This window comes from Janibacter sp. DB-40 (assembly GCF_029510815.1).
Taxonomy (GTDB): Bacteria; Actinomycetota; Actinomycetes; order Actinomycetales; family Dermatophilaceae; genus Janibacter.
Window position 1 is genome coordinate 1,720,220 of the sequence record NZ_CP120360.1, and the last position, 16,902, is coordinate 1,737,121.

Annotated in this window: 15 protein-coding genes; 7 read left to right on the forward strand and 8 right to left on the reverse strand. The window is 71.2% G+C overall.

The features are described from left to right. The first annotated feature begins 36 nt into the window (after positions 1-36). Genes PVE36_RS08120 through PVE36_RS08130 form a run of 3 tightly spaced genes read left to right on the forward strand, consistent with a single transcriptional unit; the run spans position 37 to position 2,383 of the window. Positions 37-1,008, forward strand: a complete 972-nt coding sequence (locus PVE36_RS08120) for an alpha/beta hydrolase (RefSeq protein ID WP_277451469.1) — start codon at positions 37-39, stop codon at positions 1,006-1,008. Continuing rightward, a complete protein-coding gene (locus tag PVE36_RS08125) occupies positions 1,005-1,997 on the forward strand; it encodes an alpha/beta hydrolase (protein WP_277451470.1) in 993 nt (330 codons plus the stop codon). The genes PVE36_RS08120 and PVE36_RS08125 overlap by 4 nt, the downstream gene beginning before the upstream one ends. A 2-nt stretch (positions 1,998-1,999) precedes the next feature. Beyond that, positions 2,000-2,383 carry a DUF3054 domain-containing protein gene (locus tag PVE36_RS08130; RefSeq protein ID WP_277451472.1) on the forward strand — a complete coding sequence of 128 codons (384 nt, stop codon included), beginning with the start codon at positions 2,000-2,002 and terminating at the stop codon, positions 2,381-2,383. A 2-nt stretch (positions 2,384-2,385) separates the two neighbouring features. Here the strand turns inward: PVE36_RS08130 and arc are convergent, their stop codons facing one another. From arc to PVE36_RS08145, 3 genes are read right to left on the reverse strand one after another with little or no spacing between them, the layout of a single operon-like run. After that, complete coding sequence (gene arc, locus PVE36_RS08135; RefSeq protein WP_277451474.1) at positions 2,386-4,056, reverse strand: proteasome ATPase; 1,671 nt, start codon at positions 4,054-4,056, stop codon at positions 2,386-2,388. 56 nt (positions 4,057-4,112) lie between these two features. Next, positions 4,113-5,141, reverse strand: coding sequence for a tRNA (adenine-N1)-methyltransferase (locus PVE36_RS08140; protein WP_277451475.1), 1,029 nt, complete (start codon positions 5,139-5,141; stop codon positions 4,113-4,115). A gap of 11 nt (positions 5,142-5,152) precedes the next feature. Then, on the reverse strand, positions 5,153-6,259 hold the full coding sequence (locus PVE36_RS08145) for a site-2 protease family protein (protein WP_277451478.1): 1,107 nt from the start codon (positions 6,257-6,259) through the stop codon (positions 5,153-5,155). Positions 6,260-6,406: 147 nt separating this feature from the next. Here PVE36_RS08145 and metH point away from each other — a divergent pair, with 147 nt between their 5' ends. After that, on the forward strand, positions 6,407-10,057 hold the full coding sequence (gene metH / locus PVE36_RS08150) for a methionine synthase (RefSeq protein WP_346780642.1): 3,651 nt from the start codon (positions 6,407-6,409) through the stop codon (positions 10,055-10,057). Beyond that, positions 10,054-10,854: a PD-(D/E)XK nuclease family protein gene (locus PVE36_RS08155; protein WP_277451482.1), complete on the forward strand. Its 801-nt coding sequence runs from the start codon at positions 10,054-10,056 to the stop codon at positions 10,852-10,854. The genes metH and PVE36_RS08155 overlap by 4 nt, the downstream gene beginning before the upstream one ends. An 89-nt stretch (positions 10,855-10,943) precedes the next feature. Here PVE36_RS08155 and PVE36_RS08160 read toward each other — a convergent pair whose 3' ends face one another. Continuing rightward, positions 10,944-11,627 (reverse strand): HAD family phosphatase, encoded by a 684-nt coding sequence (locus PVE36_RS08160; protein ID WP_346780571.1) that lies wholly within the window; start codon positions 11,625-11,627, stop codon positions 10,944-10,946. Positions 11,628-11,661: 34 nt separating this feature from the next. On the opposite strand from PVE36_RS08160, the gene PVE36_RS08165 reads away from it, so the two are divergent. Beyond that, entirely contained in the window at positions 11,662-12,519 is an 858-nt protein-coding gene (locus tag PVE36_RS08165; RefSeq protein ID WP_277451484.1) for a PAC2 family protein, read from the forward strand. Between the two features lie 19 nt (positions 12,520-12,538). Here PVE36_RS08165 and mshC read toward each other — a convergent pair whose 3' ends face one another. The 4 genes from mshC to PVE36_RS08185 are packed head-to-tail and all read right to left on the reverse strand — an operon-like array spanning position 12,539 to position 15,826. Further along, the gene (gene mshC, locus PVE36_RS08170; RefSeq protein ID WP_277451485.1) at positions 12,539-13,780 is read right to left on the reverse strand and encodes a cysteine--1-D-myo-inosityl 2-amino-2-deoxy-alpha-D-glucopyranoside ligase; all 1,242 of its coding nucleotides are present in this window, start codon (positions 13,778-13,780) and stop codon (positions 12,539-12,541) included. 23 nt (positions 13,781-13,803) lie between these two features. Then, complete coding sequence (locus PVE36_RS08175; RefSeq protein ID WP_277451489.1) at positions 13,804-14,577, reverse strand: SCO1664 family protein; 774 nt, start codon at positions 14,575-14,577, stop codon at positions 13,804-13,806. A 20-nt stretch (positions 14,578-14,597) separates the two neighbouring features. Then, a complete protein-coding gene (locus PVE36_RS08180; RefSeq protein WP_277451490.1) occupies positions 14,598-15,116 on the reverse strand; it encodes a DUF3090 domain-containing protein in 519 nt (172 codons plus the stop codon). After that, the gene (locus PVE36_RS08185) at positions 15,113-15,826 is read right to left on the reverse strand and encodes an MSMEG_4193 family putative phosphomutase (protein ID WP_277451492.1); all 714 of its coding nucleotides are present in this window, start codon (positions 15,824-15,826) and stop codon (positions 15,113-15,115) included. The genes PVE36_RS08180 and PVE36_RS08185 overlap by 4 nt, the downstream gene beginning before the upstream one ends. Positions 15,827-15,866: 40 nt before the next feature. Between PVE36_RS08185 and PVE36_RS08190 the strand changes: the two genes are divergently transcribed. Next, complete coding sequence (locus PVE36_RS08190) at positions 15,867-16,868, forward strand: magnesium and cobalt transport protein CorA (RefSeq protein ID WP_277451494.1); 1,002 nt, start codon at positions 15,867-15,869, stop codon at positions 16,866-16,868. Positions 16,869-16,902: the final 34 nt, after the last annotated feature.

Sequence of the window (16,902 nt, forward strand, 5' to 3'; positions counted from 1 at the left end):
ACCCTGCGACCGAGGGGCAGCGTGTTGAATGGGCGCGTGGACGATCAGACGTGGATGCCCATGGGTACGAGGATCCTCGACTTCCTCACGCGCTTCTCGGTCACCGCCGACGAGATGACCCCCGACCGGCTCTCGAGGATGCGCAGCACGGTGCCGATGCGGCCGCCCTACACCTGGGTCGTGGGGGCACCGCACCGCGGCGTGCGCAGCGAGGACCACCGCATCACCGTGCGCGACGGCCACGAGGTGAAGGTGCGCGTGCACCGGCCGGCGTCGGCGGAGCGGCTGCCGCTGCTCCTGCACTTCCACGGGGGCGGCTTCGTCATCGGCCACATCGGCGTCTACGACCCGTACCTCACCCGGGTCGCCGCGGCGGCCCGGGCCGTCGTCGTCACCGTGGCCTACCGCATGGCGCCCGAGTACCGCGCGCCGATCGCCGCGCACGACTGTCGGGACGCCACCGCCTGGGCCCTGGAGCACGCCGAGGCACTCGGGGCCCGCACCGACTCCGTGGGGGTCACCGGCGACTCGGCCGGCGGCAACCTCGCGGCGGGGATCGCCCAGCACCTGCGCGACGAGGCCTTCGTGGGGCTGCGTCACCAGGCCCTGGTCTACCCCGCCCCGGACCTGACCGAGCGCGAGCTGGACGACCTGCAGGCACTCGACCAGCGGTACCCGATCCTCACGCCGGCCATGCTGCGCAGCTTCCGGGGCCTCTACCTCGGCGACGACGCGGACGACCGCGACCCGCTCGTCTCCCCCGCCCACGGCGACCTGGCCGGGCTGCCGCCGGCGCTGGTGCAGACGGCCGAGCTGGACCCCCTTCGCCCCGACGGCGAGGCGTACGTCGACGCCCTGCGCGCAGCCGGGGTCGAGGTGCGGCACACGAGCTACCGCGGCGCACCGCACGGCTTCCTCAACTTCCCCGGGCTCGCCCCCGCGGCGCAGCCCGCACTCCAGGAGCTCGTGGGCGAGCTCCGCCACCACCTGCACCCGGAGGACCGATGAAGAAGCCCTACCCCGGCATGGCCCCGCTGATCACCCTGCTGACGAGCTACCTCGACAACGTGGGCCGGACGCCCATCTCCGAGGCGACCGCGGAGGACATCGCGCGCAGCCGGGCGACGGTCTACCCGACCTCCCCTCCCTTCTCTTGGATCACCGGCGGGGTCGTGCCCTCGGTGACGATCGACGAGGGCAGCGCCCCCGCCCGCGACGGGGCGGCGATCCCGCTGCGCTGGTACACCCCTGCCGGGGACCGGCCCGGACGTCCGCTCGTCGTCTTCCTCCACGGTGGCGGGTGGGTCCAGGGATCCACCCGGATGTACGACCCGCTGTGCAGCCACCTGGCCGCCGAGCTCGACGCGCTCGTCGTGAGCGTCGACTACCGCCTGGCCCCGGAGCACCGGGCCCCCACGGCCGCGCACGACGCCGTCGACGCCACCCGCTGGCTCGTCGAGGTGGGTGGGCGTGACCACGACCGCTCGCGCGTCGCCCTGTGCGGTGACTCGGCCGGTGGCAACCTCGCGGCCGTCGTCGCGCAGGAGCTGCGCGGCCTGACGGTCGAGGGGACCACCGCGATCCGGCACCAGGCGCTGATCTACCCGGCGACGGACATGACGCTCGCCTCGCCCTCGATCCGGGAGCACGCCCACGCCCCGGTCCTCACCGAGGCGAACGTCCACGCCTTCCGGGCCCACTACCTCGGCAGCGGGCCAGAGGCACTACCGGATACCGACCCCTTGGTCTCACCACTCTTCGGTGACGTCAGCGGTGTCGCGCCGGCCCTCGTGCAGACCGGCGACCTCGACCCGATCCGTGACGACGGCACGCGCTACGCCGACGTGCTGCGCGAGGCCGGGGTGCCGGTGCGCCTGACGAACTACGTGGGGCTGCCGCACGGCTTCGCCAGCTTCCCCGGGGTCGCCCGGGCCGGGGCGCAGCATCGCGAGGAGCTCGTCTCCGAGCTGCGCCGGCACCTGGTCGACGGGGTGTGAGCGTGACGGGCCCTCTCCCCCGCCCCGACCGCCGCACCGCCGTCGCTGCGGTGCTGGACGTCGTGCTCGTCATCGTGTTCACGGGGATCGGTCGCCGCACCCACCAGGAGGGCCTCGACCTGCTCGGGTGGGCGCACACCGCATGGCCCTTCCTCGTCGGGCTGGGCATCGGCTGGGCCCTCGTCGTGCTCAGCAGGCACACGTGGCCGACCCGGTGGGTCGAGGGCGTCCCCGTGTGGCTGGCCACCCTCGTCGGGGGCATGGCGCTGCGTGCCCTGAGCGGCCAGGGCACGGCCCTGCCCTTCGTCGTCGTCGCGACGCTCTTCCTGGCGGCGGCCCTCATCGGCTGGCGCGCGCTCGTCGGCCTCGCCGCCGGGCGCCGCTGACGTCAGAGGTACTGGCCGGTGCGGTGCCCCGTGTCGATCGAGCGACCCGGCTCGGCGGCGCCGGACTTGCCGCCGATGAGGGTGCGCACGTAGACGATGCGCTCGCCCTTCTTGCCCGAGATCTTCGCCCAGTCGTCCGGGTTCGTCGTGTTGGGCAGGTCCTCGTTCTCCTTGAACTCCGCGACGCAGGCGTCCAGGAGGTGCCCGACCCGCAGGCCCTCGGTCCCGGTGGTGAGGAGGTCCTTGATCGCGGCCTTCTTCGCCCGGTCGACGATGTTCTGGATCATCGCACCGGAGTTGAAGTCCTTGAAGTAGAGGACCTCCTTGTCACCGCCGGCGTAGGTGACCTCGAGGAACTGGTTCTCGTCGGACTCGGCGTACATCCGCTCGACGACCGCGTCGATCATCTCCGAGACCGTCGCCTCGGGGTTGCCGTCGTGCTCGCCCAGGTCCTCGGGGTGCAGCGGCAGGTCGGCGGTGAGGTACTTGCTGAAGATGTCGCGGGCCCCCTCGATGTCGGGGCGGTCGATCTTGATCTTCACGTCCAGGCGGCCCGGGCGCAGGATGGCCGGGTCGATCATGTCCTCGCGGTTGGTCGCGCCGATGACGATGACGTTGTCCAGGCCCTCCACGCCGTCGATCTCGGCGAGCAGCTGCGGCACGATCGTCGTCTCGACGTCGGAGGAGACGCCCGACCCGCGCGTGCGGAAGAGGCTGTCCATCTCGTCGAAGAAGACGACGACCGGGGTGCCGTCGCTCGACTTCTCCCGGGCGCGGTGGAAGATCAGCCGGATGTGCCGCTCGGTCTCGCCCACGTACTTGTTGAGCAGCTCGGGACCCTTGATGTTGAGGAAGTAGGCCGTGGCGCTCTCCTGGCCCGTGCGCTCGGCGACCTTGCGGGCGAGCGAGGAGGCGACGGCCTTGGCGATCATCGTCTTGCCGTTGCCCGGCGGGCCGTAGAGCAGCACGCCCTTGGGCGCCTTGAGCTGGTGGCGCTCGTAGAGGTCGGCGTGCAGGTACGGCAGCTCGACGCTGTCGCGGATCGCCTCGATCTGGGCCGAGAGGCCGCCGATGTCGTCGTAACCCAGGTCCGGGACCTCCTCGAGGACGAGGTCGGCGACCTCCGCCCGCGGGATGCGCTCGACGGCGATGTTGCTGCGCTGGTCGACGAGCACGGCGTCCCCGACGCGCACCTGCTTCTCCCTGACCCGGGTGCCGCGCCGGACCACCCGCTCCTCGTCCTGGCGCATGATCACCAGCAGGCGGTCCTCGTCCAGGACCTCCTTGACGACGACGACCTCGCCCGCGACGTCCTCACCGTGGACCGAGACGACGTTCATCGCCTCGTTGAGCCGCACCTCGCGGCCGACACCCAGATCCTCGGGCGCGACGGCCGGGCTGACGGCCACGTGCATCTTGCGTCCACCGCTGAGCACGTCGACGGCCTGGTCCTGCGCGTGCACCTCGACGATGACCGCGTACGACGCGGGCGGCTGTGCCAGGCGCTCGAGCTCCTCGCGGAGGGTCACGATCTGCTGGCGCGCGTCCTTGAGGGTGCGCACGAGGCGCTCGTTCTGCGAGGCGACGGTCGCTGACTGCGACTTCTGGCGTGCGAGGTCCTCACGCAGGTCACGCAGCTCGCGATCGCGCTGGGGGGTCGGTTCGGTGGTCATCGACGTCTGCTCCCTTCCCGCCGGGTGGGCGGTCTTCCCCAGTCTCCCCCGAGTCCTCATCTGGGCGAAGGGGGGACCACTCCTCGGGCGAGCTTGCGCATCCTCTTCGCGGAGGCGACCCGCTCGCCGAGCGCCTCGGAGGTCCACTCCGCGTCGTCCGCGCCGGGGGGCGGCTCCGCGGGAGCCGGGGCACTCCCTTCGCCCGTCCCCTCCTCCTGGGCGGCGTAGCCACGACCCGGCCGGCGCTTGCGGACCGGCGGGGTGACGCCCGGCGCGAGGCGGCGCGTCGAGATGAGGAAGCCGGTGTGGCCGTGCATGCGGTGCTGCGGACGCACGGCGAGTCCCTCGAGGTGCCAGCCACGTACGAGCGACTCCCAGGCCTCCGGCTCGGTGAAGCCGCCGTGGTCCCGCATCGCCTCGGCGACCTTGCTCAGCTGCGTCGCGGTGGCGACGTAGCAGATGAGCACGCCCCCGGGGACCAGTGCGTCGGCGACGACCTCGAGGCACTCCCACGGGGCGAGCATGTCGAGCACGACCCGGTCGACGCTGCCCGGCTCGACCGCGTCCGGGAGGGACTCGACGAGGTCCCCCACGGTCACGGTCCACGCGGGGTGGTCCTCGCCGAAGAAGGCCTGGGCGTTCGCCCGGGCGATCGTCGCGAAGTCCTCCCGCCGCTCGAAGGAGTGCACCCGCCCGGTGTCCCCGACGGCGCGCAGCAACGACATCGACAGCGCACCGGAGCCGACACCCGCCTCGACGACGGTCGCGCCGGGGAAGACATCCGCCATCTGGACGACCTGCCCGGCGTCCTTCGGGTAGACGACGGCCGCGCCGCGGGGCATCGACATGACGTAGTCGGACAGCAGCGGGCGCAGGGCCAGGTACTCGGTCCCGGACGTGTGGGTCACCGTGGACCCGTCCGGCTCCCCGATGAGGTCGTCGTGCTTGACGTGGCCGCGATGGGTGTGGAACTGCTTCCCCGGGGTGAGGGTGATGGTGTGCATCCGCCCCTTCGGGTCGGTCAGCTGCACCCGGTCCCCCTCACGGAAGGGTCCACGGCGATAGGCGGATCCGGTGGCACTCATGGGGAGCGAGTCTAGTTGCGGGAGAGGGCCGCATTGACCCGCGCCGCCCGCGCGACCCCCCGGAGCCGGCCGTCCGCGGTGACCGCGACGACCGAGGAGCCGGAGGACTGGAAGGCGCGCACCAGGTCCAGCGCCTCGTGCCCCGGCCGCAGCTCGGTGGTCCACGCCTCCGGCGCCGGCGTGGTCACCGCGGAGACCGGGGTGCTCGCCACCGCGCCGGGTGGCACCGAGCGGAGTGCGTCGTGGTCGATCAGGCCGACCGGCCGGCCCGCGTCGTCGACGACGACCGGCAGGGCGCGAAGGGAGGTCAGCTCCGTCAGTGGTCGGTCGCCACCGATGGCAGCGGCCGGCTCGAGGACGGAGCCGACGTCGAGGCCCCGCAGGGCGCCCAGCGCCTCGCCCTGGGCGATGGCGCTCGTGGCCCCCGACCACAGGAAGGCCCCGATGAGCGCGGTCCACAAGGCGATCGACAGGTCCGGCGACGTCCCGCGCGCGAGGGGGACGCCGATGATCGCCACGAGGATCAGCACGACCAGCACGCGTCCGCACCAGCCGGCGATGACCCGGGCACGGGACTGGTCGCCCGTGGCCGCCCAGATCAGTGACTCCACGACCTGGCCCCCGTCGAGGGGCAGACCCGGCAGGAGGTTGAAGACGGCCAGCGCGCCGTTGACGAAGGCCACACCCGTGAGCAACGCCACGGTGATCTCCGAGCCGAGGGTGACGACCCCGGCGAAGGCGAGGACCGCGATGAGTCCGTTGGTGAGCGGGCCGACGATCGCGATCGTCGCCGCGCTCCGCGCGGTGCCGTGCGAGGCGTCGAAGGCCGTGTGGCCGCCCCACAGGTCGGCCACGACGCGGTGCACCGTGTGCCCGTGGGCCCGGGCCGCGACCGCGTGCGCGGCCTCGTGCGCCAGGACGCTCAGCAGGAGCGCGAGCGCGTAGACGGCCGCGATGGCGTACCCGGTGACCGTCCCGAACCGGGCGGCGGTGCCGGGCCCGATGATCACCACGATGATGACGCCGAGCAGCAGCCACGACCACCCGAGGTAGACGGGGACCGAGCCGACCGTGGCCAGACGGATCCCACGCGGGGGCGGTTGGATGGGCTCGGCCATGGACCTGACCCTAGGCGAGTGAGGGGGATGCCTGATAATGGGAGGTCTCCCACCCCCGATGATCAGGAGTCCCCGGTGTCCCACGCCGCCCTTCGTCCCGACGCCACCGCCGTCCTGCAGGAGGCCCTGCGCGAGCGGGTCCTCGTCATGGACGGCGGCATGGGGACGATGCTCCAGCAGCAGGGCCTGTCGGAGGCCGACTTCCGCGGGGAGCGTTTCGCCGACCGCGAGAGCGACGTCCGCGGCAACAACGACCTGCTCTCGCTCACGCAGCCGGCCATCGTCAAGGACCTCCACCGCCAGTACCTCGACGCCGGCGCCGACCTGATCGAGACCAACACCTTCAACGCCCAGCGGATCTCCCTGGCCGACTACGGCATGGAGGAGCTGGCCCACGAGATGAACGTCGCCGCGGCCCGACTGGCGCGGGAGGCCGCGGACGAGGCGATGGCCGCCGACCCGTCGCGGCCGCGCTACGTGCTCGGGGCGATGGGCCCGACCGTGCGCACGGCCTCGATCTCCCCCGACGTCAACGACCCGGGCAAGCGCAACATCACCTTCCCCCAGCTCGTGGAGGCGTACCACGAGCAGGCATCCGGTCTCGTCGAGGGCGGTGCCGACGTGCTGCTCCTCGAGACGATCTTCGACACGCTCAACGCCAAGGCCGCGATCTTCGCCCTCGAGACCCTCTTCGAGGAGCAGGACCGCCGGTGGCCGGTCATCGTCTCGGGCACGATCACCGACGCCTCGGGCCGTACTCTCACCGGCCAGACGACCGAGGCCTTCTGGAACTCCATCCGGCACGCGCAGCCGGTGGCCGTCGGACTCAACTGCGCCCTCGGTGCCGAGGAGATGCGCCAGTACCTCGTCGAGCTGGGCCGGGTCGCCGACACCTTCGTGTCCGCCTACCCCAACGCGGGCCTGCCCAACGCCTTCGGCGAGTACGACCAGGACCCGCAGTACATGGCCGAGCTCGTCTCGGAGTTCGCCACGTCGGGCCTGGTCAACATCCTCGGCGGCTGCTGCGGCACCACGCCCGAGCACGTCGCCGCCATCGCCGCGGGGATCGAGGGAGCCCCGCCGCGCGTGCCGGTCGAGGTCGAGCCGGCCCTGCGACTGTCCGGGCTCGAGGCCTTCAACGTCACCAGCGAGTCGCTCTTCGTCAACGTCGGTGAGCGCACCAACGTCACCGGGTCGGCACGCTTCCGCAAGCTCATCGAGGCCGACGACTACCCAGCGGCCCTGTCCGTGGCGCGCCAGCAGGTCGAGAGCGGCGCCCAGGCCATCGACATCAACATGGACGAGGGCATGCTCGACGGCGTGGCCGCGATGGGCACCTTCGTCAACCTCGTCTCCTCCGAGCCGGACATCTCCAAGGTGCCGCTGATGATCGACTCCTCCAAGTGGGAGGTCATCGAGACCGGGCTGCAGCGCACCCAGGGCAAGGCGATCGTCAACTCGATCTCGATGAAGGAGGGCGTCGAGCCCTTCATCGAGCAGGCCCGGCTGTGCCGCAAGTACGGCGCCGCCGTCGTCGTCATGGGCTTCGACGAGGAGGGCCAGGCGGACAACCTGCAACGCCGCACGGAGATCGCCCAGCGGGCGTACACGATCCTCACGCAGGAGGTCGGGTTCCCCGCCGAGGACATCGTCTTCGACCCCAACATCTTCGCCCTGGCCACGGGCATCGAGGAGCACGCGGCCTACGGGACCGACTTCATCGAGGGGACCCGCTGGATCAAGGAGAACCTGCCGGGCGTCCTCGTCTCCGGCGGCGTCTCCAACGTCTCCTTCAGCTTCCGCGGCAACAACGCCGTGCGAGAGGCCATCCACGCGGTCTTCCTGTACCACGCGATCCGCGCCGGCATGGACATGGGGATCGTCAACGCCGGCGCCCTCGTCCCCTACGACACGATCGACCCCGAGCTGCGCGAGCGGATCGAGGACGTCGTGCTCAACCGTCGTGAGGACTCCACCGAGCGCCTGCTGGAGATCGCCGAGGAGTTCCGCGGTGACGGCCACAAGGCCGAGGAGGCCAACGAGCAGTGGCGCGAGCTCCCCCTTCGCGAACGCATCACGCACTCCCTGGTCAAGGGGATCGACGACCACGTGGTCGAGGACACCGAGGCCCTGCGCCGGGAGATCGACGACGAGGGCGGCCAGCCGATCGAGGTGATCGAGGGGCCGCTGATGGACGGCATGGGGGTCGTCGGTGACCTCTTCGGCGCCGGCAAGATGTTCCTGCCCCAGGTGGTCAAGTCCGCCCGCGTGATGAAGAAGGCGGTGGCCCACCTCATCCCCTTCATCGAGGAGTCGAAGCAGCCCGGTGACGCGGAACGCTCGAACGGGACGGTCATCATGGCCACCGTCAAGGGCGACGTGCACGACATCGGCAAGAACATCGTCGGCGTCGTCCTGCAGTGCAACAACTACGACGTCATCGACCTCGGCGTGATGGTCCCGACGCAGAAGATCCTCGAGACCGCCCGCGAGCACGACGCCGACGTCATCGGTCTCTCCGGCCTGATCACGCCCTCGCTCGACGAGATGGTGGGTGTCGCCTCCGAGATGCAACGCCAGGGCTTCGACATCCCGCTGCTCATCGGCGGCGCGACCACCTCCCGCGCGCACACGGCCGTCAAGGTCGACCAGCAGTACGACGGGCCCGTCGTGTGGGTCAAGGACGCCTCCCGGTCCGTCCCGGTGGTCAGCCAGCTCCTCTCGCGAACCGGCAAGGAGCCGTTGCTGGCCGAGGTCGGCGCCGACTACGACGCCCTGCGCAAGCGGCACGCGGCCAAGAACAACGACCGCCCGATGCTCACCCACGAGGAGGCGCAGGAGGCGCGCACCCCGATCGACTGGGGCCGGGAGCAGCCCCACCTGTCGGGCGTCTCCCCCACCCGCATGGTCTTCGCGGACTACGACCTCGCCGAGCTGCGGGAGTACTTCGACTGGCAGCCCTTCTTCAACGCCTGGGAGCTGAAGGGGTCCTTCCCCGACATCCTCAACAACCCGCAGACGGGTGAGGTGGCCCGCAAGCTCTACGACGAGGCGCAGGTGATGCTCGACCGCATCATCGAGGAGAAGTGGCTGACCGCCAAGGGAGTCATCGGGCTCTTCCCGGCCAACGCGGTCGGCGACGACATCGAGATCTACACCGACGAGTCGCGCTCCGAGGTCGCGCACACGCTGCACATGCTGCGCCAGCAGGGCAAGCACCGGCCGGGGGTGCCCAACCGCAGCCTGGCCGACTTCGTCGCGCCCAAGGACACCGGCCTCAAGGACTGGATCGGGGCCTTCGCCGTCACCGGTGGCATCGGCGCCGCGGAGAAGATCGCCGAGTTCAAGGCCGAGCACGACGACTACAACGCGATCCTCCTCGAGGCGCTGGCCGACCGCTTCGCCGAGGCCTTCGCCGAGCGGCTGCACGAGCGGGTGCGCAAGGAGTTCTGGGGTTACGCGACGGACGAGGACCTGGACAACGAGGCCCTGATCAAGGAGCGGTACGCCGGCATCCGACCGGCCCCGGGCTACCCCGCCTGTCCCGACCACACCGAGAAGAGGACGCTGTGGAAGCTCCTCGACGTCGACGAGATCGGCATCGAGCTGACCGAGGGGATGGCCATGTGGCCGGGGGCAGCGGTCTCCGGCTGGTACTTCGCCCACCCCGACAGCCAGTACTTCGTCGTCGGGCGCGTGGCCAGGGACCAGGTGGAGGACTACGCCGAGCGCAAGGGCTGGACGATGCCCGAGGCCGAGCGCTGGCTGGGCCCCAACCTCGGTTACGCGCCGGAGTGACTCCCGCCATCTCCCCCTCGCGGGCTGCGGACTTCAAGCAGTGCCCGCTGAAGTACCGCTACCGCACGATCGACCGACTTCAGGAGGCACCGTCACCGGCGGCCGTGCGCGGCACGCTCGTGCACGCAGTGCTCGAGGACATCTTCGACCTGCCTGCGCCCGAGCGCACGCCCGCGGCCGCACGGTCGCTCGTGCCCGGCCGGTGGCACGCGCTCGTGCAGGAGCGCCCGGAGCTGGCCGCGATGCTCGCCGACGACCAGTCGTCGACCCTCGAGTCGTGGTTCGCCCAGGCAGGGAAGCTCACCGACCGGTGGTTCACCCTCGAGGACCCCTCGCGGCTCGAGCCGGCTGACCGTGAGCTCAAGGTCGAGGTCGAGGTGGACGGGCTGCTCCTGCGCGGCATCATCGACCGTGTCGACGTGGCCCCGCAGGGGCAGGTACGGGTCGTCGACTACAAGACCGGCCGGACACCGGGCCCCGGCTTCGAGGGCAAGGCCCTGTTCCAGATGAAGTTCTACGGTCTGGTCATGTGGCACCGCACCGGTCGGGTGCCCGACCTGCTGCAGCTGGTCTACCTCGGCGACGGCACCGTCATCCGCTACGAGCCGGACGAAGGGGAGCTGCTCGCCCTCGAACGCAACGTCAAGGCCGTCTGGGCGGCCATCGAGAAGGCGGTCGCGGACCGGGACTTTCGTCCGCGCCCTTCCCGACTGTGCGGCTGGTGCGACTTCAAGCCGCTGTGCCCCTCCTTCGGCGGGACTCCCCCGCCCATGCCGGACACCTCCGCGTCCATCTAGACCCCTGCACTCCCCCTTCGCAAGTGCTTAGGCTCCTGCACTCCCCCTTCGCAACTGCCTAGGCTCCTGCACTCCCCCTTCGCAACTGCCTAGGCTCTTGCGCCCGCCTCGCCGAGCGCGGTGGACAGCAGATCGGTCGGCGTGAGTGAGGACAGGCTCGGGATCTGCACGGCACCGGCGATCTGCGGGATGTCGACGACGTGCGGGATCGCGATGGTCGGCACGCCCGCCGCGACGGCGGACCGGACCCCGGTCGGCGAGTCCTCGAGTGCGACGCACCCCCCCGCCGTGACGCCGAGCTCGCTAACGGCCGTCTCGTAGGGCTCGGGGTGCGGCTTGCCGTGGGTGACGCGGTCCCCGGTGACCGAGAGGACGAAGGACCCCGGCTCCGTGGCCTCGACGACGGCACCCGCGAGGTCGGTCCACGACATCGTCACCAACGCGCACGGCACGCCCTGCTCACGACAGGCCGCGAGCAGCTCGCGGGCACCGGGCCGCCACGGCACGGCGTCACCGACCTGCTCGACCACCCGGCTCTGCAGCCGGTGCACGACCTCCTCCGCCGGCAGGTCCACCGGGGAGTTGTCGAGGATGACCTGTGCCGAGACCAGCAGCGGGTTCCCGACGAGACCGAGGGCGAGCTCGTGGGTCCACGTCCCGCCGAAGGACTCGACGAGCTCGTGCTCGGCACGCATCCAGTAGGGCTCGGTGTCGACGAGGGTGCCGTCCATGTCCCACAGGACGGCGGCGGGCAGGGAGTTCACGATGTCCACGGGGTCCGAGGCTACGCGTCGTAGGCTGGGGAGCGTGATCGAGATCGAGGACCTGCCCGAGCTGCACGACCCGGTGATGATCCTCGCCTTCGAGGGATGGAACGACGCCGGTGAGGCCGCCTCACGCGTCATCGAGCACCTCATCGAGCTGTGGGACGCCGAGACCGTCGCCGCGATCGATCCCGAGGACTACTACGACTTCCAGGTCAACCGCCCGCAGGTGACCAACCAGGGTCAGGGTCGTGGCATCCACTGGAACACCACCCGCATCCTCCTGGCCTCCCCCGACAGCCTCGGCCGCGACGTCCTGCTCGTCACCGGGACGGAGCCCTCCTTCCGCTGGCGGGCCTTCACCACCGAGCTGCTCGACCTGGGGGTCGCCCACGGTGTCGAGACCGTCATCTGCCTGGGGGCGCTGCTGGCCGACGTCGCCCACACGCGGCCGATCCCGGTCTCCTCGTCCAGCCCCGACGAGATGACCTCGTACCGTCTCGAGCTCGAGCCCTCGCAGTACGAGGGGCCGACGGGCATCACCGGGGTCGTCGCCGACGGCGCGCACCAGGCCGACATGGTCTCGATCTCCTCGTGGGCCGCCGTGCCGCACTATGCCGCGCAGGTCCCCTGCCCCAAGGCGAGCCTGGCCCTGCTCGGCCAGCTCGAGGACCTCCTCGACACGGTCATCGAGCACGGTGAGCTCGAGGAGGAGGCGCGTGCGTGGGAGCGGGGCGTCGACGAGCTGGCCACCAGCGACGAGGACATCGCCGAGTACGTCTCCGCCCTCGAGAGCGCCCAGGACACCTCCGAGCTGCCGGAGGCCAGCGGTGACGCCATCGCCAAGGAGTTCGAGCGCTACCTGCGCCGGCGCGGCGAGGACACCAACGGCCCGGGCTGAGCGCCGGACGCCGTCGGGCTCAGAGGCGCACGCCCAGCAGGGCATCCACGGCACGGGCGAGGTCGCCCGGGGCGCTGGCGACGTCTCCGCCCGTACCGAGGGACTCCTCGCACCACTCGTCGACCGCCACCAGTGCGCTCGGGGAGTCGAGGTCGTCGGCGAGGGCGGCCCGCACCGCGGCGATCGTCGCGGTCGAGTCGGGGCCCCCGTCCGTCGACATCGCCGAACGCCACCGGTCCAGCCGAGCCTCCGCCGTCGCGAGCACCTTGTCGGTCCACTCCCACTCGGTGCGGTAGTGGTTGTCGAGCAGCGCCAGGCGGATCGCCCGCGGGTCCACACCCTCCTCGCGCAGCGTCGAGACGCGCACGAGGTTGCCCTTGGACTTGCTCATCTTCTCGCCCTCGTAGGCCACCATCGCCTGGTGGGCGGTGTGCGTGGCGAAGGGACGGTGGCCGGTGATCGCCTCGGCCTGGATGACCGACATCTCGTGGTGCGGGAAGACGAGGTCTGTGCCGCCGCCCTGGACGTCGATCCGCTCTCCGAGGTGCTCCATCGCGATGGCCGTGCACTCGATGTGCCAACCCGGCCGCCCGGGACCGAGTGATCCGCCGTCCCAGGCCGGCTCGCCGGCACGCTCACCACGCCAGAGCATCGGGTCGAGCGGGTCGCGCTTGCCGGGGCGCTCCGGGTCACCGCCGCGCTCGGCGGAGAAGGCGAGCATCGTGTCGCGGTCGAGGTGGCTCAGCTCCCCGAGGCCCCCGGCCGCAGCGAGGTCGAGGTAGGTGTCGCGGATGCCGTCCTCGACGACCTCGTAGGTCATCCCCCGGTCCACGAGCGTGCGGACCGACTCGATGATCGTCGGCATCGACTCGATGACGCCCATGAAGTGGTCCGGGGCGAGGACGTCGAGTGCGGTCATGTCCTCGAGGAAGAGGTCGATCTGCTCCTGCCCCAGGTGCTGCCAGTCGACCCCGTCGCGCGCGGCACGCTCGAAGAGCGGGTCGTCGACGTCGGTGACGTTCTGCACGTAGGTCACCTCCCGGCCGCCGTCGCGCAGGGCGCGCCCGACCAGGTCGAAGGTCACGTACGTGGCCGCGTGGCCCAGGTGTGTCGTGTCATAGGGCGTCACACCGCACACGTAGAGGGTGGCTCTGCCGTCGTACTCCACCGGCTCGACGCTCTGGCGAGCGACGTCGTGCAGGCGAAGGGGGACGGGGTCACCGGGGACGAGGGGAAGGTGGGGGGACGGCCAGGCTCTCACGCGGACAGCCTACGAGGTGGCTGTCAGAGCGGTGGCCACGGGATCGACGGCCAGCCGGGCGACGGCTGCGGGTGGATCCCGGAGGCCACCAGCTCGCTCGTCCGCTGGCGCAGCGCGGCCAGCTCCTCGGGGGTGATCAGGGCGAGCAGGTCGGACTCGACGGCCTCCTCCTCCAGGGCTGCCGCCAGCCGCTCCAGCCGACGCGCGTCCGCCTCGGTCAGCGCGTCCCCGGCCCAGCCCCACAGCACCGTGCGCAGCTTCGGCTCGGCGTGCAGGCTCACCCCGTGGTCGATCCCCCACAGCCGCTCTCCCTGCACGAGGATGTGTCCGCCCTTGCGGTCGGAGTTGTTCAGCACCGCGTCGAGCACGGCCATCGAGCGCAGTCGCGGCAGGTCGGGGTGGGAGAGGACGAGGGGGGCGCCCCCTTCGTCCTCCCCGGCGAGCACGACGAGGTTGCCCTCGGGCACCGCGTCCGGCGGTGTCACCACGACCGGGCTGGGCGCCTGGACCGTCGCCCGCCCGATCCACCGCTGCACCGACCCGGGCCCCAGGGGGCCGTCGCGCAGCAGGGTCTCGGGGATCAGGTCGAAGCCACCCAGCGCGTCGATCCGTGCCGCGGCGACCTCACGCGCGGCGAGCGAGCCGTCGGGGAAGTCCCACAGGGGCCGCTCCCCCGCGATCGGCTTGTACGCGACGGTCACCGGCTCGAGGTCCGCGCGACGGATCTCCGCGACCGTCACGATGTTGCTCGCGGAGGGGTGACGGCCCAGGACGACGAGGTCACCGTCGTCGAGCATCGCGTCCCACACTCCCCCGGTCAGCGCTTGTAGCCGTTGGCGCGCGGGCAGATGTGACCGTCGGCGTCGACCGGGCCGCCGCAGAAGGGGCAGGCCGGCCGGCCGGCGTGCACGACGGTCTCGCACCGCCGGGCGAAGGCACGCGCCTGCGCAGGCGGGAGTGAGGCCCGCAGGGTGTTGACGACGGAGCCGTCCTCCACCTCGTCGGGGTCCTGGTCGTGCGCCTCGATGATGACGACGTGCCGGTCCTCGTCCCACGACAGGGCGAGGGCACTGACCCGGAAGTCCTCCTCGATGGGCGTGTCGAGGGGCGCGTTGTCCGCTGCCGCGGCAGCCGCGGCGATGGTCGCCTCGACCCCGGCGACCTGGTCGAGCAGCTCACCGACGCGCTCCGCGAGCACCTGGGCGTGCAGCTTCTCCATGGCCACCTGCATCCGACGCTCGCCATCGCTGGCCTGGAGGAAGAAGGTCCGCTGTCCGGGCGGGCCGACCGTGCCAACGATGAAGCGCTCGGGTGGGTTGAACTCGACGAGGCTCATGACTGCGACCCTAGCCCGGTGCCGCCACCGACCGTGGCGTCACCCGCGGTCGACGCGTCCTTGGGTCTTGGCGGCTGCAGCGTGGAGGTGCCGGTGTCGTTGGTGCGCAGCAGCATGGGGCGCGTGTCGGTGAAGTGGATCGCCGAGATCGATCCGGGGTCGACGTGCAGGCGCTGGAAGTCGTCGAGGGAGGTGCCCACCGCGTGCGCGAGGATCGACTTGATGATGTCGCCGTGGCTGAAGGCACCCCACACCGCGTGCGGCCCGTGCTCGGCGGTGACCGCCGCGTCGATCTCGGCGACGGCGGCGACGGCCCGCGCCGCCATCTGCGCGATCGACTCGCCCGGGTACTCGTCGCTGCTGGGAAAGGTCGCCTCCGTCGGTCGGTCCTGCACCACGCGCCAGAGAGGTTCCTCGGCGAGGTCCTTGATCGGGCGGCCGGTCCAGGCGCCGTACCGGCACTCCCCGATCCCCTCGTGCTCCTGGACGGTCAGCCCGTGGGCGGCGGCCAGCGGCCGGGCCGTCTCCAGGCACCGCTGCAGCGGGCTCGACGCGAGGTGGACGAAGGGGGTCCCCGCCAGCCGGTCCACGAGGGCGTCCGCCTGGTCGCGGCCGATCTCGTCGAGAGCGATGCCCGGGGCGCACCCGGCCAGGACGCCCTGGGTGTTGGCCGTGGACCGGCCGTGTCGGATGAGGATGCAGTAGGCCACGGCTCCACCCTAGGCGCCCATCACCTGCGAGGATGCCCGCGTGATCGTCGACCAGGCCCATTATCGCGACGGACGCCGTCTGCCCTTCTCCGAGATCGGCGAGGCGCTCAAGGAGATCCGCTCGCGCGGATCCTCCGACTTCCTCTGGATCGGGATGAAGGACCCCTCGACCGAGACCTTCGCTCGCGTCTCCGACGCCCTGCACCTGCACCCCCTGGCCATCGAGGACTCGGTCACCGGGGACCAGCGACCCAAGATCGAGCGGTACGACGACGGGTACTTCGTGGTCCTGCGTCCGTTGCGCTACGTCGAGGCGACCTCCGACGTCGAGTCCGGCGAGATCATGATCTTCCTCGCCGAGGACTACCTCGTGACGATCCGCCGGGGCGAGGCCGCGCCCCTGGCCGGCCTGCGGACCCGTCTCGAGGAGGACCCGCAGGCCCTCACGCGCGGCCCCTGGGGAGTCCTCCACGCCATCCTCGACCTCGTCGTGGACCAGTACCTGGCGATCGAGGACGAGCTGCAGGTCGACCTCGAGGAGATCGAGACCAAGGTGTTCTCGACGGACGACGACGTGGACACCGCGACGATCTACGCGCTCAAGCGCGAGGTGCTGGAGTTCAAGCGGGCAGCGACGCCGCTCGTGCGCCCGCTCGCCCATCTGGTCAGCGAGCGGTCACCGGTTCCCACCGACGACCTGCGCTTCCTCTTCCGGGACGTGCAGGACCACCTGTCCCTGGTCATCGACAACACCGAGTCGCAGGACGGGCTGCTCTCCGACGTCCTCAGCGCTCATCTCGCCCAGGTCGGCCTGCAGCAGAATCAGGACATGCGCAAGATCTCGGCGTGGGCGGCGATGGCAGTGCTGCCCACGGCAGTCGCGGGTATCTACGGGATGAACTTCAAGGGCATGCCGGAGCTGTCGGCGAGTGTGGACCTCGGAGGTCGTGAGATCTACTACGGCTACCCGGTGGTCATGCTGCTGATCATCGCCGCGCTCGCCCTGCTCTACCGCTCGTTCAAGCGGTCCGGCTGGCTGTGAGCCGGTTGGCGCAGAGGTCGCTCAGCGGTCGCTC

What these genes read in the sequence shown, in the direction of transcription:
- PVE36_RS08140 (WP_277451475.1), bottom strand. Translation starts at nt 5,141, where the DNA reads ATGAGTGCCACCGGATCCGCCTATCGCCGTGGACCCTTCCGTGAGGGG.
- arc (WP_277451474.1), bottom strand. Translation starts at nt 4,056, where the DNA reads ATGACCACCGAACCGACCCCCCAGCGCGATCGCGAGCTGCGTGACCTG.
- PVE36_RS08125 (WP_277451470.1), top strand. Translation starts at nt 1,005, where the DNA reads ATGAAGAAGCCCTACCCCGGCATGGCCCCGCTGATCACCCTGCTGACG.
- metH (WP_346780642.1), top strand. Translation starts at nt 6,407, where the DNA reads ATGGACGGCGGCATGGGGACGATGCTCCAGCAGCAGGGCCTGTCGGAG.
- PVE36_RS08145 (WP_277451478.1), bottom strand. Translation starts at nt 6,259, where the DNA reads ATGGCCGAGCCCATCCAACCGCCCCCGCGTGGGATCCGTCTGGCCACG.
- PVE36_RS08175 (WP_277451489.1), bottom strand. Translation starts at nt 14,577, where the DNA reads ATGCTCGACGACGGTGACCTCGTCGTCCTGGGCCGTCACCCCTCCGCG.
- PVE36_RS08180 (WP_277451490.1), bottom strand. Translation starts at nt 15,116, where the DNA reads ATGAGCCTCGTCGAGTTCAACCCACCCGAGCGCTTCATCGTTGGCACG.